Below are 24587 nucleotides of genomic sequence, written 5' to 3' on the forward strand. Positions count from 1 at the left end.
TGTGGCAGGTTCGTTCAAGTCCGTTCCGATTGCGCTCGCTCTGCCCCGGCGAGCGCACCCCGTTTCAGTTCGCGTGCGAGCGTCTCGAGACGGTCGGCGACCGCCTCGGTGGAGTCGCCGTTCTCGTGGCCTTCGGCGACGTCGCCAGACGCCGTCTGGCTGGCAGCCGAGGTTCCCTCGGCGACGATGTCGACGAGTGCACTGCCGACGATGACGCCGTCCGCACCGGCCGCCACTACCTCGCGGGCCTGCTCGCCCGAGGAGATGCCGAAGCCGACCGCCTTCGGGAGGTCCCAGCGGTCCAGGCGGTCGAGGCTCGCGCCGGTCTGGTCGCTCACGTCGGCCTTCGCGCCGGTGACGCCGAGTCGCGCCTGGACGTAGACGTACCCCGAGGTCCGCTCCATGATGCGTTCGAGGCGCTCGCCGCGGGTGGTCGGCGCGACGATGAAGATCAGGTCCAGACCGAACTCGTCACACGCCTCCCGCAGCGGGCCGGCCTCCTCTGCGGGTAAGTCGGGGACGACGAACCCCTCGATACCCACCTCGGCGGCGCGTTCGACGAACGGCCGTGGACCCGCTCCCTCGCTCGCGGTTCCACCGCTCGCGTCTTCCGAGGCGCTTCGCGCCTCGCTCCCCCCGAACTGGTAGACGAGGTTGTAGTAGGTCATGCAGACCAGCGGCGCGTCCACGTCGAGCGTCTCGACGGCGTCGAAGAACTTGGTGGGCGTCATCCCGCCCGACAGCGACCGCACCACGGCCGACTGGATGGTCGGCCCCTCGGCGATGGGTTCGGAAAACGGCAACCCGAGTTCGATGACGTCCGCCCCGCCACGGTCGAGCGCTCGGACGTACTCCAGGCTCGATTCGAGGTCCGGGTCGCCGAGCGCGAGGTACGGGACGAACGCCGGTCCGTCGGCGAACGCCTCGTCGAGACGGCTCATCGCATCCCTCCGGAGAACACGTCCATATCCGGTGCGTTCGGAATCTCCCGACTGGCGGTCTCCTCGATGACCGATTCGAGGTCCTTGTCGCCGCGCCCGGAGACACAGACGACGACGCTGTCGCCCAACTGCTCGGACGTGGCCTGTTCGAGCCACGCGACGGCGTGGGCCGTCTCCAGCGCCGGGATGATACCCTCGGTCTGGGAGAGGCGGTGGAACCCTTCGAGCGCCGCGTCGTCGTCGACGGTGACGGGCGTGACTCGCCCCTCGTCGACGAGGTACGCGAGTTCGGGGCCGACGCCGGCGTAGTCCAGCCCCGAGGAGACGCTGTGCGATTCCACTATCTGCCCGTCGCGGTCCTGGAGGAGCTTCGTGCGTGCGCCGTGGAGCACGCCCTCGGTGCCCGTCGACAGCGACGCGGAGTTGGGTGCGACGCCCTCCTCCTCGTCGACGGCGAGGGAACTGCCGCCGGCCTCGACGGCGTAGAGGTCGACCGACTCGTCGGAGACGAACCGGGAGAACGCGCCCATCGTGTTCGACCCGCCGCCCGCACAGGCGACGACGCTGTCCGGCAGACCGCCGACCTGGTCGTCGAACTGCCTTCGGGCCTCCTCTGAAATCACGGACTGGAACTCCCGGACCATCGTCGGGAACGGGTGTGGTCCGACCACGGAGCCGATGACGTAGTGGGTCGTCTCGACGGTCGTCGCCCAGTCGCGCATCGTCTCGCTGATGGCCTCCTTGAGGGTACCGCGACCGGTCGTGACGGGGTTGACCGCCGCACCGTTGAGTCGCATCCGAAACACGTTCGGGCGCTGGCGGTTGATGTCGCGTTCGCCCATGTATATCTCACAGGGCACGTCGAGGTGGGCCGCAGCCATCGCCGTCGCCGTGCCGTGCTGTCCCGCACCGGTCTCGGCGACGATGCGCTCTTTGCCCATGTACTTCGCCAGCAACACCTGCCCGAGGGCGTTGTTGAGTTTGTGCGCGCCGCCGTGGAGCAGGTCCTCGCGTTTGAGGAACAGGTCGGTGTCGTAGCGCTCGCTGAGGCGGTCGGCGCGCTGGAGCGGGGTCGGTCGGCCGCCGAAGTCCCGCAACCGCTCGCGGAACTCGTCGACGAACCCGTCCTCGTTCTCCAGCACGTACCGCCGGTAGGCGTCGTCCAGCTCCTCGATAGCCGGCATCAGCGCCTCCGGAACGTACTGTCCACCGTACTCGCCGAACTTGCTCGTGTCGCTGCTCATGAGTCGTCCATTGGTGTCGTCAGTCGTCTCGTGTTCGCTTCGACGCTACCGCCGCCGCGGACGATGCCCGTCCCGACGAGCAGGCCGTCCGCGCCGGCCCGTCGCATCCGGGCGGCGTCGGCCGGGTCCGCGATACCGCTCTCGGCGATCAGCGTCACGTCGTCCGGAACGTGGGGCGCGACGCTCTCGAACGTTTCTAAGTTCACCACGAGGTTCGCGAGGTCACGGTTGTTCACGCCGACGACGTCCGCACCCGCGTCGAGCGCTCGCTCCAACTCCTCGCGGTCGTGGACCTCGACGAGCACCTGAAAGCCGCGCTCGCGGGCCGCCGCGAGCATCCCTTCGAGGTCGTCGAGGAACCGGGCGATGAGCAACACGACGTCGGCCTCGGCGGCGTCGAGCTGTGCCTCCTCCAGCAGGAAGTCCTTCCGGAGGACCGGGACGTCGACCGCCTCGCGGACGCGGTCGAGCGTCTCGACGCTCCCGCCGAAGTGTTCGGGTTCGGTCAGCACCGACAGCGCCGCAGCGCCGCCGGCGACCATCCCGCGTGCCAGTTCGACCGGGTCACGCTCGTCGGTGCCCTCGGTCGTCGGACTCGTCGGCTTCACCTCGGCGACGACCGGGACGCGACCGGCTGCCTCGGCGCGCGCGAGCGCCGACGGGAGGTCCCGGGGCGTCACGGCGACGCGCTCGGCCGGCGTGGGCCGCGCGCGGGCCGCCTCGAGAATCGAGGCGACCGCGGGGGCCAGCTCTCCTTGACTGTCCATCATTGTACTTCGATGGACTAGTCTGTACGTAAGGCTTGCGGGTCGTGGTGCAACGTGTCACGCGACCTGCCCGGTCGCTTTTGCCGACCGACGATGTAGACGGAGCGATGGGAACGGGGGAGACCACACATCCGGTGTTGCTCGTGCACGGCTACGGCGACGCGGGCGCGACGCCCTGGTGGCGGACGCTCGAAGGGCGGTTCCACAACCGGGGATACCCGGACGACGCCGTCGAGACGCTGTCGTTCGGGGTGCCGGGGCTGACGCTCGGGTCACCGCGGCGGTACGCCGAGCGCATCGGCGACCGCGTCGAGACGCTTCGCGACCGGTACGACTCGCGGGTCGACATCGTCGCGCACTCGATGGGCGGCCTCGGCGCGCGCTGGTACGTCGAACGCGGCGGCGGCGCGGCGTTCGTCGACGACCTCGTCACGCTCGGGACGCCCCACCAGGGGACGACGCTGGCGTACACCCAGCCGACACCCGGCGGGCGGGCGATGACGCCCGACAGCGACTTCCTGACCGTGCTCAACGGTCGGCGACCGCCCCGTGGCGTCGACTACACCGCCGTCGGGAGCGACGACGACGGACTCGTCAGCCCCGACCGCGCCTCGCTCCCGTTCGAGGCGCGCAACGTCCGGAACGTCCACGTCAGCGGCCCGGGCCACATGGCGCTCGTCTCGGACGCTGGCGTCTTCTCGCAGTACGCGGACGCGCTGTGAGGTCGCCACCGGGGCGCGCCGTCGCGACGGGCGGTCGTCGAGCGGCATGCTAACCTTCATACTTCGGTTTCCCGTGAGACCGCTATGGACGACGTGGCGGGCATCTACGCCCGGGAGTTCGAGTATCTCGACCGCTACGTGCAGGTCGGCATCGCCAGCGGCAAGGTCATCTCCCTGACGTTCCCCCGGACGCCCGAGGACGACGCCGAGACCGACCACCCGCTGCTCGACCGCATCGAGGCGTATCTGGAGGGTGACGACGAATCGTTCGACGACGTCGAACTCGCGTTGACGGTCCCGACCGACCAGCGCGAGGTGTTGCTCGCGGTCCGCAAGATACCGTTCCGCAAGCAGGTGACCGTCGAGCGACTCGTCCGGAACGTCGCCGGCCTCGACGCCGACGACGAGGCCGACCACGACACCGTCCGGACCGCACTCGCGAACAACCCCATCCCCCTACTCGTCCCCGACCACCGCGTCCGCGACGGACCGAGCGGCGCGCCACCCGAGGTCGAACAGCGCCTCCGGAGCATCGAAGAGCTGTAGTAGATTCGGACTGTGTGAAACACGTAACGTTCCTCCCACCGTGAGACGAATCGCTTCTATTCACCGACGAGAACGGTTCTGGGGCGGCCGACCCATCGACCCAAACCCCTTTGCCGTCGGATACCTAGCCTCACGTAATGGCACTGTGTGACGAGTGTGGGCGGCAAGAGAGCATGCCGTACAACTGTCGGCACTGCGGCAACACCTTCTGCTCCGAGCACCGCCTCCCGGAGTCCCACGACTGTCCGGGCCTCCAGAACTGGGGCGACCCGAGCGGCGTCTTCGACGGCGGGTTCGACGACAGCGTGAACCAGCAGCGCTCGTCGGGTGGCGCGCTCTCCGGTCTGACCGCGACGAACGGCCCGCTGAGCTACTTCCGCGGGAACATGTCCTACGTGTTCCTCGCGCTGATGCTGGTGACGTTCGTCGCCCAGCAGATCGTCATCAACGTGTTCAGCCCCCAGCTACACCAGGACCTGTTCGTCCTGACGTCGACCGAACCGCTCGCGGTGTGGACGTGGTTCACCTCCATCTTCGCTCACAGCCCCGTCGGCTTCACTCACATCCTGTTCAACGGCATCGCGCTGTACTTCTTCGGCCCGGTCGTCGAACGACAGATCGGTTCGAAGGCGTTCACAGCGCTGTTCCTCGTCAGCGGCGCGGTCGCCGGCCTCGGTCAGATCGGCCTGACCATCGCGCTCAACGAACCCGCCAGCGGTGTCCTCGGTGCGAGCGGGGCCATCATGGCCATCATGGGCGTGCTGACCGTCCTCAACCCGGACATGCGGGTACTGCTGTACTTCTTCATCCCCGTGCCCATCTGGGTGCTGACGTTCGGCTACGCCGGTCTCTCGCTGGTCGGCGTCCTCTCGCCGGGGACGAACGTTCTCGGCGGCAACGTCGCGCACATGGCCCACCTCTCCGGCCTCGTCATCGGCCTGCTGTACGGCGAGTACGTCAAGCGGCAGGGCGTCCGCGCCCCCGGACAGGTCCAGTTCGGTGGCGGCGGTGGCGGCATGGGCGGCGGCCGGCGTCGGTTCTAACACCCCGTCGCTCCTCTCTCGGGTCGTGAACGTCGCCCGTCCCGAGTTCCGTCCGGACCCCGAGTCGACCCGCGAGGAGATGGAAGCCCTCCAGCACGACATCGCCGCGAGCGCCCGCTTCGACGACGACCACGGTTTCGACCTCGACACACTCGGGACCGGCGACGCCGCTCCCTCACAGACGACGCTCGACTCACCGACCGAGTCCGACTCACCGGTCCGTCCCGACCCACTGCTCGTCGCCGGCGTCGACCAGGCGTTCCTCGACGACCGGGCCGTGAGCGCCGTCGTCGTCCTCCGGGACGGGGAGGTGGTCGAACGCACTCACGCCGTCTCGCCGCTCACCTTCCCGTACGTCCCCGGTCTGCTGTCGTTTCGCGAGGGCGGTCCCATCCTCGACGCGTTCGAGCGTCTCGACACCACTCCCGACGTCGTGCTGTTCGACGGGTCGGGGCGCATCCACTACCGGCAGGCGGGGTTGGCGACGCACATGGGCGTCGCGCTGGACGTGCCCGCGCTGGGCGTCGCCAAGAGCCTGCTCTGTGGGACCCCGGTCGCCGACACCGACCACTTGGAGGCGGGAGAGTCGGTCCCCATCGAGGCGAACGACCGGATGGACTGCGAGGCGGGGACGCTCGTCGGTCACGCCGTCCAGACCCGGCAGTTCGACTCCTACCGTATCAACCCGGTGTACGTCTCGCCGGGCCACCGCGTGAGCGCGGCGACCGCTCGCGACGTGGTGTTGGGCTGTCGCGGGGGGTACAAACTGCCCGAACCGACGCGGCTGGCCGACGCCTACGCCGACGAGGTGAAAGAGGATGTGCGGGAGTGACGCCGACCGGAGTCGCGGACCTCAGCGGTCGCGTCGCGTGACGTAGACGGGCGTGGCGTCGTCGCGGAGCGCGCGGATGGTCCGGGCGGCACCGCGGCAGTCGGCGACGACGTCGGGGTCCATCCACGGCGAGACCTGCGTGAACGCGTCGACCAGCGCGTCGAGGAGGTCCTCGGGCGCGCGCTGGCTTCGGCCGTCCGGGACGAGGCCGTGGTCCGTCTCGTCGAGGATGGCCTCGACGACGCTCTTGTCGATGGTGACGCCGAGACCGTCGGGACGTGGTCTGACGACGGGGCTGTCGGGTACCGATGGGTCGGGGCCGGGTGGGTTGTGGGGTGTCATCGTCGTTCGGGAGGGTCGCGGTCGAAACGCGGGTTGCGTCGAAGGGACCGTCTCGTCCGAAGACGACACGAACCACACTCCAAGAGGTTGGGCTTGCGAATCCACTCCGCAGCGACTCGTCGCCGCTCCGACCGTCCCCTGTTAAGTGCGACCGGCGTGAGACGCGGTTATGGCCAAGACGGTGTTGATTACGGGTGCGTCGTCGGGAATCGGTCGGGCGACCGCTCGCGCTTTTCTCCACGAGGACTGGACCGTGTACGCGACCGCTCGGTACCCCGCAGATATCGCGGACCTCGCCGACCGTGGCGCGGAGACCGCCGCGCTGGACGTGACCGACGAGACGCAGGTCCGGGCGGTCGTCGACCGGATGGACGAAGAACAGGGCCGCATCGACTGTCTCGTCAACAACGCAGGCTACGGGCAGTTCGGCCCCGTCGAGGACGTGCCGACCGACCTGGTCCACGAGCAGATGGACGTGAACCTCTACGGCCCTCACCGCCTCATCAAGGCCGTCCTCCCGCACATGCGCGAACGCGGCGAGGGGCGCATCGTCAACGTCTCCAGCGTCGCGGGCCGGTTCGCGACCCCCGGAATGGGCGTCTACTCCGCCTCGAAGTTCGCGCTCGAAGCACTCACCGACGCGCTCAGAAACGAGGTCGAACCACACGGCATCGAGGCCGTCCTCGTCGAACCCGGACCCGTCGAGACGCAGTTCGCCGACCGCGCGGAGGACGAACTCGACGTCCTCGACCGGTCGGGAGCCTACGAGACGCTGTACAAACTGTACGACGACGGCACCACGTTCGGCGGCAGTTCCCCCGTCGCCGTCCGCCCCATCGACGTCGCGGAGGTCATCGTCGAGGCGTCGGTCGTCCCCGAACCCGAAGCGCGCTACCCCGTCGGCGCGTTCGCGGACCTCTCGCTGAAGGCCCGGTTCCTGCCCGACCGCGTCCGTGACGCGGTGTTCGGCCTGCTCGGCCGACTGCTCTGAGGGCCGGTCGTGGTGACTCACGACTCGGCCGCCGACCGCGCCGCGCGCTACGACCTCGCCCGCGAGTGCATCGAGGCTGGCGTCGCCGCCGCGGACCCCGAACGGGCCGTCACCGACCAGCTATCGCTCGACGGCGAGTCGCTCACGGCCGGCGAGTGGACGGTCGACCTCGCCGGGTACGACCGCGTCGTCGTCGCCGGCGGCGGGAAGGCGAGCGCGGCGGTCACGCGCGGCCTCGTGGCCGTCCTCGGTGAACGCCTCGACGACGGCCTCGTCGTCACGGACGGCGACGACGCCGGAACCGACCCCGTCGACGTCGCTCTCGGCGACCACCCCGTCCCGAGCGAGCGCAACGTCGCCGCCACCGACCGCCTCTGCGACCTGCTCGACGCGGCCGACGAACGGACGCTCGTGCTCGCGCCGGTCACCGGCGGCGGGAGCGCGCTGCTGGCCGCACCGACGGTCCCGCTCGGCGAGTTCCGGGACCTCACCGAAGCGCTCGTCGAGAGCGGCGCGACCATCAACGAGATAAACGCCGTCCGCAAGCGTCTCTCGCGGGTGAAAGGCGGTAGATTGGCCGCCCGCGCTGCGCCCGCGACGGTCCTCGCGCTCCTCGTCAGCGACGTCGTCGGTGACGACCCCGCGACCGTCGCCAGCGGACCGTTCACGCCCGACGAGACCGGTGTGGACGAGGCGCTCGCGGTGCTCTCGCGGTACGACGTCGATGCGAGTGACGCGGTTCGGCAGGCCGTCGAGACGGCCACCACACACGCGGGGCCGTTCGAGCACGTCCACACGCACCTGCTTGCGTCCGGTCGGACGGCTATCGACGCGGCGGCCGACCGTGCGCGTGAAGCGGGCTACGACCCGCTGGTGCTCTCTTCGCGGATGCGCGGCGAGGCCCGGGAACTCGCCCTCGCGCACGTCGCCGTCGCCGAGGAGGTGCTGGCGTCGGGCGACCCCGCACCGCCTCCACTGGCGCTCCTCTCGGGTGGTGAGCTGACGGTGACCGTCCGCGGCGACGGCGTCGGCGGCCCGAACCTGGAGTTCGCGCTGGCGGCCGCGCTGGAGTGCCCGCCGCACGTGACGCTCGTGAGTGTGGACACCGACGGGCGCGACGGCGGGACGGACGTGGCCGGCGCGGCCGTCGACAGCGCGACCGTCGAGGACGTCGCACGTGCCCGGCAGTCGCTTGCAAGCAACGACACCCTCCCCCATCTCGGCGAGCGCGACGCGCTGCTCACCGTCGACAGTGCGACGAACGTGAACGACCTCAGAGTCGTGCTGGTGGACGCGCCGGAGCGACTCGAAGAATCGTCGTGACGCTCCTTCTCAGGCGAGACAGGCGGCGACGACGCGCAACATCGTCTCGCCCGCCACCTCCTCGGCGAACAGCGGGACGCGTTTGATGTCCTTTCCGCGGAACACCTCGTTAGCTCGCTGGAGGGCCTTCTGCTGGCTCTGCCAGCGCCGCGAGCAGAACTCGCAGTGTTCGGGGTCGGGGGTGACGAAGGCGTCCTCGTCGACGTCCGCGACGTTGGTGATGTCCTCGGTGACGCGGTTGACGACGACGGTGCTACAGTTGACGCCGTAGTCACCCAGTTCGCGTAGGAGGCGTTCGGACTCGATGACGCTCAGCGTCTCCGGGACCATCACGACCCGGAAGTCGGTCTTGTCGGGGTCCCGGAGCGCGTCGCGGAGGCGTTCGACGCGGTCGGCGAACTCGCGGAGGCCACCGACGTCGGTCGCGTCGGGGTCGCCGAACGGACCGGGCATGTCCCCGAGCATCCCGCTCATCCGCTCGCGCAGTTGGAGCATCTGGCCGAGCATCGAGTCGAGCGCCTCGGGCAGTTGCAGGAGGCGGAGCGTGTGACCCGTCGGTGCGGTGTCGACGACGACGCGGTCGAAGCGCTCGTCGTCCATGTACTGGAGCAGGAGTTGCATCGCGGCGGTCTCGTCGTCACCGGGCATCGCCCCGCCGCCGCCCATCGGGTTCATCCCGCCGAACATCGCGTCCGCCGCCCCGAACCCCTCGTTCACGTCGAACCCGCTGTCCGACCCCGACCCGCCCTGACCGGGTGCGCCCGCGCCTCCGCCCATCCCGAAGCCACCCATCCCGCCCGTGCCGCCGAACGGCCCCGCGTTCCCGCCGTTCGCGTCTCCGTCGGCACCCACGCCGCCGGGGCCCATCCCACCCATGCCGGGACCGCCCGACCCGTCGAACGGGTCGTCGGCGCGTTCGGGGTCGATCTCGACGGCGTAGAGGGGCATGTCGTCGCGGATGCGCGCCGGTTCGTCCGGAATCGGCGTTCCGAGGACGTCCGACAGCGAGTGGGCGGGGTCCGTCGAGACGGCGAGCGTCGGCGTCCCGTCGTTGGCGCTGGCGAGCGCCGTCGCCGCCGCCATCGTCGTCTTGCCGACGCCACCCTTCCCACCGTAGAGGACGTAGTCCGGGGCGTCGACGCCCTCCGGCGTGACGTCCTCGGCGTCGATGTCCTCGACGGCCTCGACCTCGATGGTGTTCATACGTCTCCTACCGCATCGCGCCACGAGTATCCGTTGGTACGGACGGGCACCGCCGGCCGACACCGGGATGCGCGTGGGGTCCGTTCCCACACCATAGAAATCGTTATGCGGGACGCCTCCATCGCTCAGTCGAGGGCAGATGACAGACGCGAAACCGTTCTGAGGTGACACCCGCACGCGGGTGTCTCCACGTCTCGACCGCCCACGCCGTGCACAGCGGCGCACACCTACTCATGACGACCACCACACCGACGCCAGTCCGTACCGTCGTTCGACCGCCCGCCGACGCCGCCCCCGCGGACCTCCCGCCCGACTCAGCACCGCTCTCCGACCGCCCGACACGACCCTATCGATGACAGCCACGCAGGATTCAGCTTCAGAATCAGACGACGAAGACGACACATTCGAAGAACAGCGCGCACGCGTCGACAAGCCGATGCGCCGTCTGTTCCGGCAGTACGGCAGCCTCCACCGCCGACCGCTCGGTATCGGTCTCGGTGCGAGCCTGTTCGCCCACACGCTGGCGCTGCTCCCGCCGTTCGTCCTCGGTCTCGCCGTGGACGCGGTGTTCCTCCAGACCGAACCGTACGACCTGCCGCTGGTGCCCGACTCGTGGCTCCCGACCGGCCAGGTCGACCTGTTCTGGCTCTCGGCGGGCATCGTCGCCGCCTCGTTCTTCCTCTCGGCGCTGTTCCAGTGGGGGAAGGGGTGGGGCCTGAGCGTGTTCGCCCAGCGCGTCCAGCACGACGTGCGCGCGGACACCTACGACGCGATGCAGGGTCTCGACCTGGGCTTCTTCGCCGACAAGCAGACCGGCGAACTGATGAGCATCCTCAACAACGACGTCAACCGCCTCGAACAGTTCCTCAACGGCGGTCTCGGGGTGCTCACCCAACTGCTCGTCACCGTCCTCGGCGTCGCCGGGTTGCTGTTCTACGTCAACCCGCAGTTGGCGCTGTTGACGCTCGTGACGGTGCCCATCATCGCGGTGTTCACCCACAAGTTCGTCCAGACCATCCAGCCGATGTACGCCGACGTCCGCTCGACGGTCGGCCGGATGAACTCTCGCCTGGAGAACAACCTCGGGGGTATCGAGGTCATCAAGGCCTCGAACACCGAGACCTACGAGACCGACCGCGTCACCGACACCTCCCAGGAGTACTACGACACGAACGTCCGGGCAATCACGACCCGGGTCAAGTTCTTCCCCGGTCTCCAGTTGACCGCGGGTATCGGCTTCGTCATCACGTTCGTCGTCGGCGGCGTCTGGGTGTTCCAGGGCGCACCGGGACCGTTCTCCGGCCCGCTCAGCGTCGGGAACTTCGTCACGTTCGTCTACCTCGGCCAGCGCCTCATCTGGCCGATGGCGCAGTTCGGTCAGCTCATCAACCTGTACCAGCGCGCGCAGGCCTCCGCCGAGCGCATCTTCGGACTGGTCGACGAACCGACCGACCTCCCCGAACGCGAGGACGCCACCGACCTCGTCGTCACCGACGGCCGCGTCGAGTACGACGACGTCACCTTCGGCTACGGCCGCGACGACGACGAGGACGCGACGGTGCTCGACGGCGTGAGCTTCGACCTCGACTCCGGGGAGATGCTCGCGCTCGTCGGGCCGACTGGTGCGGGGAAATCGACCGTCCTCAAACTCCTGCCACGACTGTACGACGTGGACTCGGGAGCGATCCGTATCGACGGTCACGACGTCCGTGACGTCACCCTCGGCAGTCTGCGCGAGTCCATCGGCTACGTCAGCCAGGAGACGTTCCTCTTCTACGGGAGCGTGAAGGAGAACATCGCCTACGGGACGTTCGACGCCACCGACGAGGAGATTCGCGAGGCCGCGAAGATGGCCGAGGCCCACGAGTTCATCACCGAGTTCGAGGAGGGCTACGACACGCTCGTCGGCGAACGCGGCGTGAAGCTCTCGGGCGGCCAGAAACAGCGCGTCGGTATCGCCCGCGTGCTGTTGCAGGACCCCGACATCCTCATCCTCGACGAGGCGACCAGCGACGTCGACACCGAGACCGAACTGCGCATCCAGCGCTCCATCGACCGCCTGGTCGAAGACCGCACGGTACTCGCCATCGCCCACCGCCTCTCGACTATCAAAGACGCCGACCAGATTCTCGTCCTCGACGACGGCGAGGTGGTCGAACGCGGCACCCACGACCGCTTGCTCGACGCCGAAGGCGTCTACGCCGACCTCTGGGGCGTCCAGGCCGGCGAGAAGAGCGCGCTCCCGAACCACTGACGGGGCCTCGCCGCTCGCTCGCGCCCCGCCGGTGAGAACGGAAACGGGTTTACACCCGCGATTTCCTGGTTAGTACAGCACGCTCACTGCGCTTGTATCAATGCTCGTCGCCACGATTCGACTCAGTCACCCCGACCTCACCATGGCCCGGACGTTCGAGCGGGTCCCCAACGTGCGCGTCCACCCCGAACACCAGACGATGATCGACGACGGGTTCGTCCACTCGTACGCCACGGTCTGCTGTGCAGACCTCGCGCGGTTCGACGCGGCGCTGGCGGAGGACCCGACGGTGCTCGACTGGTCGCGACACGGCTGTGACGGCGACCCGGTGTACGCCCTAGAGCTATCGACCGACCGCCTCCGGTTCGGTCCCGTCTTCGTCGACATCGGTCTCCAGGTTCTCGACCTCGTGGGCGGCGACGGCGGCTGGACGTTTCGGTTGCGGACGCCCGACCGCGGGTCGCTCGCCTGCCTCCGACGGTACTGCGACGAGGAGGGCGTCAGCTTCGAACTCCGCTCGCTCACCGACATCGGCGAGGAGTCCGCCCTGGGACTCACCGTCGAGCAGCGAGAGGCGCTGCGAGTCGCCTACGAGATGGGCTACTTCGAGGAGCCACGGGCGGTCTCACTGGCGGAACTCGGCGAGCGACTCGGCGTCTCCGCGACCGCCGCCGGCCGCCGACTCCGCCGAGCGACCGCGGCGTTCATCGAGCACTCGCTGGTCGACGACGTATAAACGAGTCACATATGAACGCCACAACCGATGCCTGGTGACGCTTGACAACCGGTGTGATGACGAAACGAGAGACTGTCTCCGGTACGACAACGTTTAGCGTCCGCCACGACCTGGCAGAGTCACTGGTCATGACCATCGCCGACACCGTCGCGGCGGCGACCGGCCGACACACGGACGACCTGCCGGCGCTGTACGACGCCGTCGCGCCAGGGGCGCTCGACGCACTGTTCATGCCCCGCGGGGAGACGCGGTCGACCCCCGACGGATGGCTCTCGTTCGACTACGCCGGCACCCACGTCACCGTCGCGGCCGACGACGAGGTCAGCGTCCACGTCCGGACCGACTCGCCGGTCGACGAGGAGACGTTCGCGGCCAACAGTCCGGCCGCCGTCGCCGACGACTGAGTCGCCGACGGATTCGGACCCGGCCCCGACCAGCGCGTCGGGTCGGTCCCCGGCCGTCGAACCGCGGACAGTTTCTTGCTCTCGGCTCTCGGAGACCCGCCATGGACGACAGTCTCGACGATGTCGAGCGCCGGGTCGGCGACGCGCTGCGCCGCGACGGCCAGACGCTCGCCGTCGCGGAGTCGTGTACCGGTGGCCTCGTCGGTTCGCTGCTGACCGACGTCCCGGGGTCGAGCGACTACTTCGACCGCTCGGTGGTGACGTACTCCTACGCCGCGAAACGCGACCTGCTCGCCATCTCCCGGGAGGTGCTCGACGCTGAGGGCGCGGTGAGCGCCCCCGTCGCGGCGGGGATGGCCCGAGCGGTGTGTGACACCGCCGACACCGACTGGGGGGTGGCGACGACGGGTATCGCCGGCCCGGACGGCGGCACCGACGAGAAACCCGTCGGGACGGTGTACGTCGGCGTCGCCAACGCCGCGCCGTGGGGCAGCGGTGACTCCCGGACCACCGTCGAGCGCCACGAGTTCGACGGCTCGCGCGACGAGGTGAAAGCCGCCTTCGCCAGACGAGCGCTCGCGGACCTGCTGGCGCGCATCGAGTCCGACCGGTGACCACCGGCCGAACGGACGAGACCGAGCGCCGACCGCCGACGTTCGGCCACCGACCGGACACTGGCTGCCGACCGACCGCCGACCAGACGCCCGACTGCCACACCGCTCGACCGATGGGGCTTTGCCGTCGGCCTCGCCAGCACACCGCGTGAACAAGGAAGGACACGTCATCAACGGCCTCCTGCTGGGCGTGGGGCTCGGGTTCGTCCTCGAACCCGGCGGCGACGTCGAGACGCTGACGACGGTCGTCGCGGTCACCGTCCCGGTCGTCCTCGGCGCGCTGTTCCCGGACGTCGACACGGCGTTCGGCCGTCACCGCAAGACGCTCCACAACCTGCTGGTGTTGGGGCTGTTCGTCGCCTTCCCGGTCGTCTTCGACAACCTCCACTGGGTCTGGGTCGGCGTCCTCACCCACTACGTGCTGGACGTCGTCGGGAGCAAACGCGGCATCGCGCTGTTCTACCCGCTCTCGACGGAGTACGGCTTCCCGACGGGCGTGGCGACCAGCAGCAGGTACGCCAACCTCGTCACGCTCGTCGTCACGGCCGTCGAACTGCTCGTCGCCGCGGCCATCGTCCGCTACGCGCCGGAACTCGTCGCCGAGTTGAGCCGGGTCCCGCCGCTGTCGGACCTGCCGTTGTAGAACGCGTCTCTCGTCGCCGCTGACCGACCCTCTCCTCGGGTCCGTCTCAGTACACCCGGACGTCGTCGAACCGCCCGTCGTAGGCGATGTGGCCCGGATGAGTCGGTTCGGTCGCCGACAGCAACACGCGGTCGATCTTCCCCCACGTGTTCTCCAGTCCGAGGTGGGCGAACTCCGCCGCACAGCGCAGTTCGTGGCCGACACCCTCACGGTGGTACACCTGACGCGGTGCCCGTGACCGCAGGAGTTCGGCGAGGTGAGCGACGTCCTCGACGTCCTCGTTGAACTCGGTCCACGCCTCGCCGACGGTGCCGAGGAGGTGGGCGTACGAGGAGGTGAACCCGGGGGTCCCCGTCTCGCGGGCGATGCGGACCGCCCGCTCGTTGTCCCGCGGGAGGTGTTTCGGGTTGTACACCTCGACGGCGTCGACGTCGAACCGCTCGATGTCGCGCTCGTCGAGACTCACCGTCAGGAACTCCGGGTGGGGGGCGAGCACGGCGGCGTCCTGGCGTTCGAACTCGGCCATCGCTCCTTCGAGGGTGATGAAGTCGGGTACGGGGTCGGTCAACCCGAGCGCGAGGACGTGCTTGCGACGCTGCCAGTTACCGGTGAACACCTCGCGGGCGGGGAACACCTGTAGCTCCTCGTCGGAGAACGCCTCGGCTTTCGCCGCGATGTTGGGCAGGCGGACGAAGTGGGGGGCGTAGACGAGCGCGTCGAGCCCTCGGTCCTTCGCACGCTCGACGACGCGGTCGTCGAGGATCTTCACGTGCATGTCGACGCGGAAGCCGTCTGCCGTCACGTCCGTCGTTTCTCGCGGTCACCGCTTAATCGGTTCGAAAGGTGAGGCGTCGGCTGTGAGACGACAGGAGTTTCGAGAAGGTCGGTCGTTCGGTTACCGCTCTTCGGAGTCGAGAACTCGAATCTGGTCACCGCGCACGGTGACGGGGATGGGGACCGTCGCCTCGTACAGTTCGACGGTGACCTGGTCCTTGCTCTCGTCGATGCGCTGGACCTGCGCCTTCTCGCCCTTGAACGGACCGGCGATGAGTTCGACGATGTCCCCCTCGGCGATGCCCTCCACGTCGGGTTTCGGCGAGAGGAAGTGCTCGACCTCCATGATGCTCGACTTGCCGGGCACGACGCCGCGGGCGTGGGGAATCTCGTCGAGGATGCGTTCGAAGACGGCGGCCTCGTCGGCCTCGACCATCACGTAACTGGTCAGCGAGTCCGGCGCGAGCGCGGCGTGGATGGTCTCCTCCTCGCGGGTCATGATCATGTCGGCGACCGTTCGCTCCTGGCTGGCGGTCGTCTTGACGGCGAATATCGCCATCAGACACCACCGGGGAGGAGCGTCATGACCGCGAAGATGAGAAACCCGATGAGGCCGATGAAGACGATACCGGCCCCCGCGATGAGCGCCACCTGGGAGAACTCCTCGGTGGAGGGCGTGCTGGCGAGTTTCAGCACGCGAACGTACGAGTTCAGGTCCTTCGGTACTTCCATGCGGCGGGATTACCGGCGCGCCTTTTTCTATCTTTCTACAACGATATGAGACGGGTCACTCCTCGACGCGTGTCGCAGTCGTGAGCCGCCGACCGCCCGCGACGGCCGCGCCGAGGGCCTGAAGCACGACGACCACGCTACTGACGGAGAAGGCGACGAACGCGAGCACGCTGAGTAGTTCCGTCCTCGCGAGGACGGTCGCGTTGTGACTGGTGAGTAAGACGAGCACCGCAGCGACGAACTGCTGGAGGGTCGGTGTGAGCGAGACCATACGCTCACGGAGTCGGGGTAGAAAAAGAACGTATCGCCGGCGGGTCGATTATTCGATGAAGTCGATGTCGCCGTCGTCGTCGGGGTTCGGTTCCTGCCCTTCGACGCGGTCGGCCGAGACGCCGTCGGCCTCGTCGCCCTTGCCGTAGATCTGCGGGGAGTCGACGCCCGTGACGACGACCATCGTCTCCATCTTGTCCTCGAAGTCCGGGTTGACGGAGGCACCCCAGATGATGCGCGCGTCGGTGTCGATGCGCTCGTAGATCTCCTCGACGACGCCCTCGGCCTCCTCGATGGACATGTTCGGGCCACCGACGACGTTGATGAGCGCCGAGTTCGCCCCCGAGAACTCCACGTCGAGCAGCGGCGAGCGGAGCGCCGAGCGGATGGAGTCCTGTGCGCGGTTCTCGGAGTCGGACTCGCCGAGTCCGATCATCGCGACGCCACCGTTCTCCATGATGGTCTTCACGTCGGCGAAGTCGACGTTGACGAGGCCGGGTTTGGTGATGAGTTCGGTCATCCCCTTCACGGAGCGCATCAGCACGCGGTCACAGATCTTGAACGCGTCCTGCAGCGGGAGGTTCGGTGCGTAGTCGAGCAGTCGGTCGTTCGGGATGACGATGACGGTGTCGGCGACCTGTCGCAGGCGCTCGAGACCGGCGTCGGCGTTCGCGCGCCGTCGCTCGCCCTCCGCGGTGAACGGGATGGTGACGACGGCGATGGTGAGCGCGCCGGCCTCCTGGGCGGCCTGGGCGACGACCGGGGCGCTCCCGGTGCCGGTGCCGCCGCCGAGACCGGCGGTGATGAACACCATGTCGGAGTCGCCGATGGCCATCTGGATGTCGTCGATGTTCTCCTGGGCGGCCTCCTCGCCGATCTGGGGGACCGACCCCGCGCCGCGACCGCCGGTGCGTTTGCGTCCGATGAGGATCTTCGAGTCCGCGTGTACCTGCTCCGCGAGGTGCTGGGCGTCGGTGTTGGCGGCGACCGTCTGCGCGCCGTGGATGCCCTCCTGGGCCATCCGGGTGACGGTGTTGCCGCCACCGCCGCCACATCCGAAGACGGTGATCTTCGTCTCCAGGTCCTTGACGATGTCCGCGAGCTCCTCGTCGGTCATCGTCCCGGAGTTGGCGCCGGGCGCACCGGCGGTGTTCGTGGAGCCCTCTGCCTGTGGCTCCGCCCCGTTCCCACGCGGGGAGTTCTCCTCCCGAGATTGTTCGGCCTCGTCGATGGCGTCCTCTATAAGCGAGTCCATGCCTGCGCGGAATGTTACAGAGTTAGACTAACTATCTTTCGCCGATGTCTGACGCTCGTCAGACGGCGAGTCGACCGAGAACGACCGTCTCCGTTCCCGGTGGACATCGGCCGCGGAGATAACTGTACCGTCGACGGACACGTCCTGGCCGTTCGAGAGCCGACCGAACGCCGGTCCCTCCTCGACGCCGCGTTCGCGGGCCAGCGCCGGGTCGAACGCACGGTCGGTGACGACGACCCGACCGTCCTCGCGCTCGACGGCGTCGAACTTCGATTCGAGCACCGCGACCAGCGCGTCGACGGCCCCCTCGATGCGCTCGCGCTCCTCGCTCGCGTCACCTGCCGGGACGACGACCGGGCCGGCGAGACGGGTCCCACCCTCGTCGGTGCCGACGGCGACGCTCCGCTCGCGGACCAGTTCCAGCGTCCGCTCGCGGTCGATGCCGGTGGCCTCCGCGAGCAGTTCGTCCGGGAGCGAGCGGATAGCGAGGTCCGTGTCGCCCCACGCTCGACCGTCCTCGCGTGCCAGCGCCCCGAACCGGAGGCCGTCCTCGACGCTCGTCACGTCGCGTTCGAGGCGCTCGACCAGGTCCAACGGGACGCCCGTCGTCTCTCTGGCCCACGTCTCGCTCACGACCTCGTAGCCGAGGGCTGCCAACTGCTCGCGCAGGAACGGTCGCTCGCCGTCGACCAGCGCGCGGGTCGCCCCCGACCGCTCGAACGCGCGACGGAACACGTCGCGGTGGGCGTCGGGCGCTTCGGGTAGGTCGTCGAGACCCCAGTCGGCGGCGACGTGACCGACCGCCCAGTCGGTCTCGCGGACGACCCGTTCGAACCGGGGGACGTAGTGACCGCCACCGAAGCCGACGAGCGTCCGTTCGGGCGTCGGGTCCACCCCCCGGAGGTCGAGGGTCGCGCGGGCGACGGCGCGGGCGGCCTCGTCGTCGGCCCACTGTTCCTCGTCGCTGCCCAACTCGACGAACAGGGAGGGCGTCTCGACGTCGGTCGGTCCGTGGTGGGTACACTCCATCCCCACGTCGTAGCCCTCGGGGGCGTACCGGTCGAGCGCGTCGCGGGCGGCCTTCTGTGCGCCGGGGGCGGCCCGCGCGAACTGCCCCGCTTCCCCACCGTACTCCGCGACCCCGACGTTGCCCGTCGGATGCGCGGTGAGCAGCGGCCCGGTGTCCCCGGCGTGTCGGGAGACGACCGCGAGGCAGTCCACCTCGGCGTCGAAGGCGGTGTCCGGTGCCTCGAGGTAGATGTGGAGGTCGTCGAACACTCGCAGTTCGGCGTCGGGGAGGCGGTAGACGGTGCCGCCCCCTTCGGCGTCGGGCCGCGTCTCGTCGGCGCGTTCCTCCCAGTCGGCCAGGTCGAGTAGCTGTGTGCCGATACGTTCGGAGGCGCTGTCGGCACGACTGACGACGATTCCGAGCACGCTCCGGCTACGATGGTCGGGTGAAAAACGGTGTCGAGACGGCGCGGGGTGGTGACGGGATGGGCCGTCGACGTCGGGTCAGTCGGCGGACTCGGGTTGGGTGCCCCCGCCGAACGCCTCGCGGGCGGTCGTCACGGTCCGGCCGAACAGCGCGCGCACCTCGTTCCACCGAGTGGCGAACAGGTAGCCGCCGATGACGAGGTAGAGGACGGTGTAGGCGTACAGCACGTAGATGCTCAACGCCTCCGCGGAGTTCGGGAGCGTCAGGCCGAAGGCGGTGAACGTGCCCGACCCCGTCTCGGGGAACGAGAGGATGATGGCGAACTCGATGAGCACCTGCGAGATGAACAGTGCGAACAGCCCCGCCGCCTCGCGCAGCGATATCTCGAAGTTCGTCAGGATGGCGATGGCGAAGAAGCTCTGTGCCGCGGTGATCCATATCTCGGCGACCTGCTTCTGGTCGAACGGGAGCGTCGCTATCTCACCGGCCGCGATGGAGTAGACGACCGCGATGGTCCCGATGAGCAGCGTCCACTGGTTGAGCTTCGAGGAGATGAGCGCGTTGAACCCCGCGGTCGAGCGCGCCTTGTTGACGAGGTAGGCGACGACGATGAGTTCGGGCGCTTCGGACGCCAGTGGCGCGATCCACTGGATCATGAAGAACTCGGGGATACCGTAGTCCTGCCCGAGTAGCTCGAGCCCGTGGGCGAAGTGTTCGACGGAGACGAATATCATCAGCCCCGAGTAGACGAACAGGAACAGCACGGAGGCGATGCGTGGCCCCTTCGACCACGACTGGAGGTAGCCGGGGACGCCGACCTGCTCTTCGTGCTCGACGTCGCCGCGGATGATGATGGCGATGTAAACGAGGTAGAGACCGACGAGGACGATGGTGTCGACGATGCCGATACCGCCGGCCGCGCCGCCGCCGTTGAACGTGCCGAGGCTGAGCGGAACGAGGAACGCGAACGCCGTCGCCGCGAGGAGGAACGCGATCTCGGTCGCGATGCCGCGGTCGAGGGTGACGACGTCCTTGAGGAACCCGCTGCGCTTCTCGACGGCCGGGTCGTTCGTCGTGCGGGCCTTGTAGATGGTGAACAGCGCGATCGCCGACCAGCCGACACCGATGAGGATGCGGTTCGCGCCCGTCATGTTCGCGACCGCGAGGTTGGCGTTCCGTGCGCCCTCGGCCGTGCCGGCGTTCGCACCCGCGTTCCAGGCGTACAGCGCGTCGACGGCGTACTCCGGGGCGACCGCAAGGATGGCGAGGACGGCGATGGCGAACGCCCGGGGGACGTCCTTCTCGGCGGTCTCTGCACCCCACGCGAGGAGGAACGACGCACCGAGCACGGCCAGGCCGCTGACGGCGACGACCTGTCCCGTCGTGAGCAGCGCTTCGGGCGAGTCGAGACTGGGTGTCGTGAGGACGTACAGCCGTGTCGCGACCCACGGAGCGGTCAGGAGGAACGCGAAGGCGACCGCGCTCAGTGGGTGGCGTAACCGGTCGAGCATTACCGAATCTGGCGCGAGGCGCGCACCTATCTCTTTTGTTCCAGTCGTATCCGGAGTCGCCGTTGTTAACGTACCACCCGCTAACGTGTGGGTATGGACGTCTTCGGTCTCCTCGGCAACCCGGTGGGACACTCGCTGTCGCCGCCGATGCACGAGGCCGCTTACGAGGAACTGGACCTCGACGCGCGGTACGTCACGTTCGAACCAGCCCCCGAGAACCTCGGGCGGGCGCTCGACGGCGCGGCCGCCCTCGGCGTCGCGGGTCTGAACGTCACCATCCCGTTCAAACAGGCCGTCCTCGACCACGTCGAACCGGACCCACTGGCCGCCCGCATCGGCGCGGTCAACACCGTCGACTTCTCGACGACGCCACCGACGGGTGCCAACACCGACGCGGTCGGCGCGGTTCGAGCGCTCCGACACCACGACGTCGCGCTGGAGGGGACGGCCGTCGTCGTCGGCGCGGGCGGGGCGGGCCGTGCGGTCGCGTTCGGTCTCGCCGATGAGGATATCTCGGTTCGGGTCGTAAACCGGACCGTCGACCGCGCCGAGTCGCTCGCGGCGGACCTCCGTGAAGGAGGGTTCGAGGCGAGCGCCCACGGTCTCGACGCGCTCGACGGCTGTCTCGCCGACGCGTCGCTGCTCGTCAACTGTACGAGCGTCGGGATGGAGACCGACGAGACGCCGGTCCCCGAACCCACCCTCCACTCCGACCTGGTCGTCATGGACGCCGTCTACGCCCCGTTAGAGACCCGTCTGCTCCGTGAGGCGGCCGCCGCCGGCGCGACGACGGTCGACGGGGGGTGGATGTTACTGTACCAGGGCGTCGAAGCGTTCGAGCGCTGGACCGGCGAACCCGCACCAGTGGAGACGATGGCGCGGGCGCTACGGGTACGGCTTTAAGTGGTCCGGGGAAACTACTAACCAACATGAGCATCCTCGACAGAATCAAGTCGTTACTCGGGATGGGGTCGTCGACCGACGAGGAGTCGTCGGGCTCCGGCCGCGGGGTGCACGTCGAGCGCGAACGCGACAGCGAGACGGCAGCGACCGAGCGAACCGACGAACCGACGGACGACGAGACCACCGACGAGACCGACGAGGCCGCGGCGGCCGAGACGGACGCGACGGCCTCGACCGGGTCGGTGACCGACGAACCGCCCGAGGAGTCCGTAGAGGCGGCCACGGAGCCAGCAGAGGCCGCCGGGCCCGACTCCCAGTCCGAACAGCCGAGCGACGTCGACGCCGACGAGACCGACGAGACCGACGAGACCGACGACGCGGTCGATGCCGACGAGACCGACGAGGACGCCGAGTCGCTCATCGACGAGGCCGAGACGGAACCGCCGGAGACGGACGACGCGACCGACGACGAGACGGAGTCCGACGACACGGCCGACGACACCGAGGACGCGGCCGAGGAGGTCGCCGACGAACCCGACGCCGAGGCGAGCGGCGAACTCGTCGACCAGGACGCGGGCATCGAACCGGGCGAGGCGGTCGGGTCGGCCGACCCCGACTCGCCCGACAGTGCGGCCGAACCCGCCGAGGCGGCCGGTCCGACGCCGGACGCGACCGAGGACATCGAGACGGCCGACGGCGTCGACGACATCAAGGGCATCGGCCCGGCGTACGCCGAGACCCTCGCCGAGGCGGGCGTCGAGAGCATCTCGGACCTGGCCGACGCCGACCCCGAGTCGCTCTCCGAGGCGACCGGCATCTCCGAGAAGCGACTCGAACGCTGGGTCGGACGTGCGAAGAACCGCTGACACGGCCCGGTCGACGGTCGTCTCGACCGCCACCGTCCGACGCGGTGGACCGAAACGCCGATAGCGAAACCGCTTCTCTCCCAACCAATGCCGACGGTTGTCACGGACCGAGACGAGTTCGCCGCCGTCGCGAGCGACGCCCTCGACGGCGCGTCCGCGGACGACCGGGTTCGCGTACCCGTCGAGGTCCGGGTCCACGTCGACCCGTTCGACGCCTACCGCCGGGCGCGCGACGGGTCGCCGAGCGCCTTCCTGGAGACGACCGGCGGGGCCGAGGGCTGGGGCTACCTCGCGACCGACCCGGTCTCGGTGACGACGGTCGACCCCGACGGCGGGGCACTGCCCACGCTCGAAGCCCTCCTCAACGAGACGACGCTCGCCCGCGGCGACTGCGACGTCCCCTACCCCTGTGGCGTCCTCGGGTGGCTCTCGTACGACGTCGCCCGCGAACTGGAGCGCCTGCCGGAACACGCCGAACGGGACACGCCGTACCCGCACCTCGAAGTGGGCGAGTTCGACCGAGTCGCGACGTGGCGTGAACCCCACGACGGAGCGTGCGAGGTTCGAGTCACCGCGTGTCCGGTCGTCACAGACGCCGACCCGACCACCGTCGACGCGGCCTACGACCACGGCCTCGACCGGGCCACTGACCTCGCTACGGCGATGGTCGACGGCGACCCGAGCGTCGGTGCCCCGCCGGTCGACGCCCACGAGGCGGAGTTCGAGAGCGACTGCACGCGCGAGGCGTTCGCCGACCGCGTCCGGTTCATCAAGCGCGCCATCCGGGACGGGGAGACGTTCCAGACGAACGTCTCCCAGCGGTTGCGTGCGCCGGCGGCCGTCCATCCCGTCGACGCGTACGCCGCGTTGCGGGCGGTGAACCCCGCGCCGTACTCCGCGCTCGTAGAGTTCCCGTCGACGGACCTCGTGAGCGCGAGTCCCGAACTCCTGCTCCACGCCGAACCCGACCTGGACGGGACGGCGACCCGCCTGCTCACCGAACCCATCGCCGGGACCCGGCCGCGCGGCGAGACCCCCGACGAGGACGCCACCCTCGAAGCCGAACTGCTCGGCGACGAGAAAGAACGTGCCGAACACGCGATGCTCGTCGACCTCGAACGCAACGACCTCGGGAAGGTGAGCCAGTTCGGCAGCGTCGAGGTGAGCGAGTACCGCCGCGTCGACCGCTACAGCGAGGTGATGCACCTCGTCTCGCTCGTCGAGGGTCGCCTGCGCGAGGACCGCACGCTCGCCGACGCCGTCGCCGCGGTGTTCCCCGGCGGCACCATCACCGGCGCGCCGAAACCCCGGACGATGGAGCTCATCGACGAGGTCGAACCGACCCGCCGCGGCCCCTACACCGGCTCGATAGGTATCTTCGGCTTCGACGACCGCGCGACGCTCAACATCGTCATCCGGACGCTCGCCCGTCCCGACGAGGAGTACCGCCTCCGGGTCGGCGCGGGCATCGTCCACGACTCCGACCCCGAAGCCGAGTACGACGAGACGCTCGCGAAGGGCCGGGCGCTCGTCAAGGCGCTCGACGCCGCGATGGACGACCGGGACCTGCACGTGGAGGGTGAGTCGCGATGATCCTCGTCGTCGACAACTACGACTCGTTCGCGTACAACCTCGTCCAGTTCGTCGGGGAGGCGCTGCTCTCGCTCGACGCCGACCCGTACGAGGACGTGGTCGTCCGGCGCAACGACGCGCTCGACGCCGCCGCCATCCGCGAGTTGGCCCCCGACGGTGTCGTCGTCTCGCCCGGTCCCGGCACGCCCGAGGACGCGGGCGTCTCCGTCGACGTGTTCGACCTCCCGTCCCCCGCGCTCGGGGTCTGTCTCGGCCACCAGGCGCTCTGTGTCGCCAACGGCGTCCCGGTGGGCTACGCCCCCGAGGTGGTCCACGGAAAGCCCTCGACCGTGACCCACGACGGACAGGGGGTGTTCGCGGGCCTCCCCGACGAACTCGAGGTCGGCCGGTACCACTCGCTGTGTGCGACCGGCGACCTGACGGACGACCTGGAGGCGACCGCCCGGACCGCAGACGGGACGCTGATGGCCGCCCGCCACCGCGATCATCCCCACGTCGGCGTCCAGTTCCACCCCGAGAGCATCCTCACCGACGGCGGTCGTCGGATGGTGTGGAACTTCTGTGCCCGCGCGCTCCGCGGCGAGTGGCCCGACGCCGACGCGGCGGGCGCGCCCGCCGTGGACCACGTGCTGTGAGGAGGCGC

At 69.2% G+C, this 24587-nt stretch carries 27 protein-coding genes; 15 read left to right on the forward strand and 12 right to left on the reverse strand.

What is annotated here, in order from left to right; all coding sequences use genetic code 11:
* Positions 1–14: 14 nt before the first annotated feature.
* From trpA to trpC, 3 genes are read right to left on the reverse strand one after another with little or no spacing between them, the layout of a single operon-like run.
* Complete coding sequence (gene trpA / locus M1L36_RS01545; protein ID WP_250871947.1) at positions 15–941, reverse strand: tryptophan synthase subunit alpha; 927 nt, start codon at positions 939–941, stop codon at positions 15–17.
* On the reverse strand, positions 938–2185 hold the full coding sequence (gene trpB / locus M1L36_RS01550; protein WP_250871948.1) for a tryptophan synthase subunit beta: 1248 nt from the start codon (positions 2183–2185) through the stop codon (positions 938–940). Before trpB ends, trpA begins: the two co-directional genes overlap by 4 nt.
* A complete protein-coding gene (trpC, locus tag M1L36_RS01555) occupies positions 2182–2952 on the reverse strand; it encodes an indole-3-glycerol phosphate synthase (protein WP_305794326.1) in 771 nt (256 codons plus the stop codon). The genes trpB and trpC overlap by 4 nt, the downstream gene beginning before the upstream one ends.
* A 107-nt stretch (positions 2953–3059) precedes the next feature.
* Here trpC and M1L36_RS01560 point away from each other — a divergent pair, with 107 nt between their 5' ends.
* The 4 genes from M1L36_RS01560 to M1L36_RS01575 all read left to right on the forward strand — a co-directional run bounded on the left by M1L36_RS01560 (position 3060) and on the right by M1L36_RS01575 (position 6095).
* Positions 3060–3674 carry a lipase family alpha/beta hydrolase gene (locus M1L36_RS01560; protein WP_250871950.1) on the forward strand — a complete coding sequence of 205 codons (615 nt, stop codon included), beginning with the start codon at positions 3060–3062 and terminating at the stop codon, positions 3672–3674.
* Between the two features lie 84 nt (positions 3675–3758).
* The gene (locus M1L36_RS01565; RefSeq protein WP_250871951.1) at positions 3759–4220 is read left to right on the forward strand and encodes an MGMT family protein; all 462 of its coding nucleotides are present in this window, start codon (positions 3759–3761) and stop codon (positions 4218–4220) included.
* A 137-nt stretch (positions 4221–4357) separates the two neighbouring features.
* A complete protein-coding gene (locus M1L36_RS01570) occupies positions 4358–5263 on the forward strand; it encodes a rhomboid family intramembrane serine protease (RefSeq protein WP_250871952.1) in 906 nt (301 codons plus the stop codon).
* Between the two features lie 25 nt (positions 5264–5288).
* Positions 5289–6095, forward strand: a complete 807-nt coding sequence (locus M1L36_RS01575; RefSeq protein ID WP_250871953.1) for an endonuclease V — start codon at positions 5289–5291, stop codon at positions 6093–6095.
* A gap of 21 nt (positions 6096–6116) precedes the next feature.
* Here the strand turns inward: M1L36_RS01575 and M1L36_RS01580 are convergent, their stop codons facing one another.
* Positions 6117–6437 (reverse strand): hypothetical protein, encoded by a 321-nt coding sequence (locus M1L36_RS01580; protein ID WP_250871954.1) that lies wholly within the window; start codon positions 6435–6437, stop codon positions 6117–6119.
* 169 nt (positions 6438–6606) lie between these two features.
* Here M1L36_RS01580 and M1L36_RS01585 point away from each other — a divergent pair, with 169 nt between their 5' ends.
* The gene (locus tag M1L36_RS01585; RefSeq protein ID WP_250871955.1) at positions 6607–7428 is read left to right on the forward strand and encodes an SDR family oxidoreductase; all 822 of its coding nucleotides are present in this window, start codon (positions 6607–6609) and stop codon (positions 7426–7428) included.
* A gap of 12 nt (positions 7429–7440) precedes the next feature.
* The gene (locus tag M1L36_RS01590) at positions 7441–8751 is read left to right on the forward strand and encodes a glycerate kinase type-2 family protein (protein WP_250871956.1); all 1311 of its coding nucleotides are present in this window, start codon (positions 7441–7443) and stop codon (positions 8749–8751) included.
* Positions 8752–8760: 9 nt separating this feature from the next.
* Here M1L36_RS01590 and M1L36_RS01595 read toward each other — a convergent pair whose 3' ends face one another.
* Positions 8761–9954: an ArsA family ATPase gene (locus M1L36_RS01595; RefSeq protein WP_250871957.1), complete on the reverse strand. Its 1194-nt coding sequence runs from the start codon at positions 9952–9954 to the stop codon at positions 8761–8763.
* Between the two features lie 352 nt (positions 9955–10306).
* On the opposite strand from M1L36_RS01595, the gene M1L36_RS01600 reads away from it, so the two are divergent.
* From M1L36_RS01600 to M1L36_RS01620, 5 genes are all read left to right on the forward strand, one after another.
* Positions 10307–12208, forward strand: coding sequence for an ABC transporter ATP-binding protein (locus tag M1L36_RS01600; protein WP_250871958.1), 1902 nt, complete (start codon positions 10307–10309; stop codon positions 12206–12208).
* Between the two features lie 100 nt (positions 12209–12308).
* A complete protein-coding gene (locus tag M1L36_RS01605) occupies positions 12309–12944 on the forward strand; it encodes a helix-turn-helix domain-containing protein (protein WP_250871959.1) in 636 nt (211 codons plus the stop codon).
* Positions 12945–13072: 128 nt separating this feature from the next.
* On the forward strand, positions 13073–13348 hold the full coding sequence (locus M1L36_RS01610; protein ID WP_250871960.1) for a HalOD1 output domain-containing protein: 276 nt from the start codon (positions 13073–13075) through the stop codon (positions 13346–13348).
* Positions 13349–13449: 101 nt separating this feature from the next.
* The gene (locus M1L36_RS01615; RefSeq protein ID WP_250871962.1) at positions 13450–13962 is read left to right on the forward strand and encodes a CinA family protein; all 513 of its coding nucleotides are present in this window, start codon (positions 13450–13452) and stop codon (positions 13960–13962) included.
* Between the two features lie 148 nt (positions 13963–14110).
* Complete coding sequence (locus M1L36_RS01620) at positions 14111–14605, forward strand: metal-dependent hydrolase (RefSeq protein WP_250871963.1); 495 nt, start codon at positions 14111–14113, stop codon at positions 14603–14605.
* Between the two features lie 46 nt (positions 14606–14651).
* Here M1L36_RS01620 and M1L36_RS01625 read toward each other — a convergent pair whose 3' ends face one another.
* From M1L36_RS01625 to M1L36_RS01655, 7 genes are all read right to left on the reverse strand, one after another.
* Positions 14652–15380, reverse strand: a complete 729-nt coding sequence (locus M1L36_RS01625) for a PHP-associated domain-containing protein (RefSeq protein ID WP_305794328.1) — start codon at positions 15378–15380, stop codon at positions 14652–14654.
* A gap of 120 nt (positions 15381–15500) precedes the next feature.
* On the reverse strand, positions 15501–15938 hold the full coding sequence (locus M1L36_RS01630; protein ID WP_250871966.1) for a transcription elongation factor Spt5: 438 nt from the start codon (positions 15936–15938) through the stop codon (positions 15501–15503).
* On the reverse strand, positions 15938–16111 hold the full coding sequence (locus M1L36_RS01635; protein WP_250871967.1) for a protein translocase SEC61 complex subunit gamma: 174 nt from the start codon (positions 16109–16111) through the stop codon (positions 15938–15940). The genes M1L36_RS01630 and M1L36_RS01635 overlap by 1 nt, the downstream gene beginning before the upstream one ends.
* Before the next feature lie 55 nt (positions 16112–16166).
* Positions 16167–16382: a hypothetical protein gene (locus M1L36_RS01640; protein WP_250871968.1), complete on the reverse strand. Its 216-nt coding sequence runs from the start codon at positions 16380–16382 to the stop codon at positions 16167–16169.
* A gap of 48 nt (positions 16383–16430) precedes the next feature.
* Positions 16431–17636 (reverse strand): cell division protein FtsZ, encoded by a 1206-nt coding sequence (ftsZ, locus tag M1L36_RS01645; RefSeq protein WP_250871969.1) that lies wholly within the window; start codon positions 17634–17636, stop codon positions 16431–16433.
* 27 nt (positions 17637–17663) lie between these two features.
* The gene (locus tag M1L36_RS01650; RefSeq protein WP_250871970.1) at positions 17664–19070 is read right to left on the reverse strand and encodes a D-aminoacyl-tRNA deacylase; all 1407 of its coding nucleotides are present in this window, start codon (positions 19068–19070) and stop codon (positions 17664–17666) included.
* Positions 19071–19148: 78 nt separating this feature from the next.
* Entirely contained in the window at positions 19149–20582 is a 1434-nt protein-coding gene (locus tag M1L36_RS01655; RefSeq protein WP_250871971.1) for a calcium:cation antiporter family protein, read from the reverse strand.
* Between the two features lie 93 nt (positions 20583–20675).
* Between M1L36_RS01655 and M1L36_RS01660 the strand changes: the two genes are divergently transcribed.
* From M1L36_RS01660 to M1L36_RS01675, 4 genes are all read left to right on the forward strand, one after another.
* The gene (locus M1L36_RS01660; RefSeq protein ID WP_250871972.1) at positions 20676–21485 is read left to right on the forward strand and encodes a shikimate dehydrogenase; all 810 of its coding nucleotides are present in this window, start codon (positions 20676–20678) and stop codon (positions 21483–21485) included.
* Between the two features lie 26 nt (positions 21486–21511).
* Positions 21512–22351, forward strand: coding sequence for a helix-hairpin-helix domain-containing protein (locus tag M1L36_RS01665; RefSeq protein WP_250871973.1), 840 nt, complete (start codon positions 21512–21514; stop codon positions 22349–22351).
* An 87-nt stretch (positions 22352–22438) separates the two neighbouring features.
* Positions 22439–23944 carry an anthranilate synthase component I family protein gene (locus tag M1L36_RS01670; protein WP_250871974.1) on the forward strand — a complete coding sequence of 502 codons (1506 nt, stop codon included), beginning with the start codon at positions 22439–22441 and terminating at the stop codon, positions 23942–23944.
* Complete coding sequence (locus M1L36_RS01675; RefSeq protein ID WP_250871975.1) at positions 23941–24579, forward strand: anthranilate synthase component II; 639 nt, start codon at positions 23941–23943, stop codon at positions 24577–24579. The genes M1L36_RS01670 and M1L36_RS01675 overlap by 4 nt, the downstream gene beginning before the upstream one ends.
* Positions 24580–24587 lie beyond the last annotated feature (8 nt).

Origin of the sequence: Halomarina rubra (assembly GCF_023699475.1) — an archaeon.
Taxonomy (GTDB): Archaea; Halobacteriota; Halobacteria; order Halobacteriales; family Haloarculaceae; genus Halomarina; species Halomarina rubra.

Bases quoted from the DNA above. Each gene is read 5' to 3' on its own strand.
- trpA (WP_250871947.1), bottom strand. From the start codon at position 941: ATGAGCCGTCTCGACGAGGCGTTCGCCGACGGACCGGCGTTCGTCCCG.
- trpB (WP_250871948.1), bottom strand. From the start codon at position 2,185: ATGAGCAGCGACACGAGCAAGTTCGGCGAGTACGGTGGACAGTACGTT.
- trpC (WP_305794326.1), bottom strand. From the start codon at position 2,952: ATGGACAGTCAAGGAGAGCTGGCCCCCGCGGTCGCCTCGATTCTCGAG.
- M1L36_RS01560 (WP_250871950.1), top strand. From the start codon at position 3,060: ATGGGAACGGGGGAGACCACACATCCGGTGTTGCTCGTGCACGGCTAC.
- M1L36_RS01565 (WP_250871951.1), top strand. From the start codon at position 3,759: ATGGACGACGTGGCGGGCATCTACGCCCGGGAGTTCGAGTATCTCGAC.
- M1L36_RS01570 (WP_250871952.1), top strand. From the start codon at position 4,358: ATGGCACTGTGTGACGAGTGTGGGCGGCAAGAGAGCATGCCGTACAAC.
- M1L36_RS01580 (WP_250871954.1), bottom strand. From the start codon at position 6,437: ATGACACCCCACAACCCACCCGGCCCCGACCCATCGGTACCCGACAGC.
- M1L36_RS01585 (WP_250871955.1), top strand. From the start codon at position 6,607: ATGGCCAAGACGGTGTTGATTACGGGTGCGTCGTCGGGAATCGGTCGG.
- M1L36_RS01595 (WP_250871957.1), bottom strand. From the start codon at position 9,954: ATGAACACCATCGAGGTCGAGGCCGTCGAGGACATCGACGCCGAGGAC.
- M1L36_RS01600 (WP_250871958.1), top strand. From the start codon at position 10,307: ATGACAGCCACGCAGGATTCAGCTTCAGAATCAGACGACGAAGACGAC.
- M1L36_RS01605 (WP_250871959.1), top strand. From the start codon at position 12,309: ATGCTCGTCGCCACGATTCGACTCAGTCACCCCGACCTCACCATGGCC.
- M1L36_RS01610 (WP_250871960.1), top strand. From the start codon at position 13,073: ATGACCATCGCCGACACCGTCGCGGCGGCGACCGGCCGACACACGGAC.
- M1L36_RS01615 (WP_250871962.1), top strand. From the start codon at position 13,450: ATGGACGACAGTCTCGACGATGTCGAGCGCCGGGTCGGCGACGCGCTG.
- M1L36_RS01625 (WP_305794328.1), bottom strand. From the start codon at position 15,380: ATGCACGTGAAGATCCTCGACGACCGCGTCGTCGAGCGTGCGAAGGAC.
- M1L36_RS01630 (WP_250871966.1), bottom strand. From the start codon at position 15,938: ATGGCGATATTCGCCGTCAAGACGACCGCCAGCCAGGAGCGAACGGTC.
- M1L36_RS01635 (WP_250871967.1), bottom strand. From the start codon at position 16,111: ATGGAAGTACCGAAGGACCTGAACTCGTACGTTCGCGTGCTGAAACTC.
- M1L36_RS01640 (WP_250871968.1), bottom strand. From the start codon at position 16,382: ATGGTCTCGCTCACACCGACCCTCCAGCAGTTCGTCGCTGCGGTGCTC.
- ftsZ (WP_250871969.1), bottom strand. From the start codon at position 17,636: ATGGACTCGCTTATAGAGGACGCCATCGACGAGGCCGAACAATCTCGG.
- M1L36_RS01655 (WP_250871971.1), bottom strand. From the start codon at position 20,582: ATGCTCGACCGGTTACGCCACCCACTGAGCGCGGTCGCCTTCGCGTTC.
- M1L36_RS01660 (WP_250871972.1), top strand. From the start codon at position 20,676: ATGGACGTCTTCGGTCTCCTCGGCAACCCGGTGGGACACTCGCTGTCG.
- M1L36_RS01665 (WP_250871973.1), top strand. From the start codon at position 21,512: ATGAGCATCCTCGACAGAATCAAGTCGTTACTCGGGATGGGGTCGTCG.
- M1L36_RS01670 (WP_250871974.1), top strand. From the start codon at position 22,439: ATGCCGACGGTTGTCACGGACCGAGACGAGTTCGCCGCCGTCGCGAGC.
- M1L36_RS01675 (WP_250871975.1), top strand. From the start codon at position 23,941: ATGATCCTCGTCGTCGACAACTACGACTCGTTCGCGTACAACCTCGTC.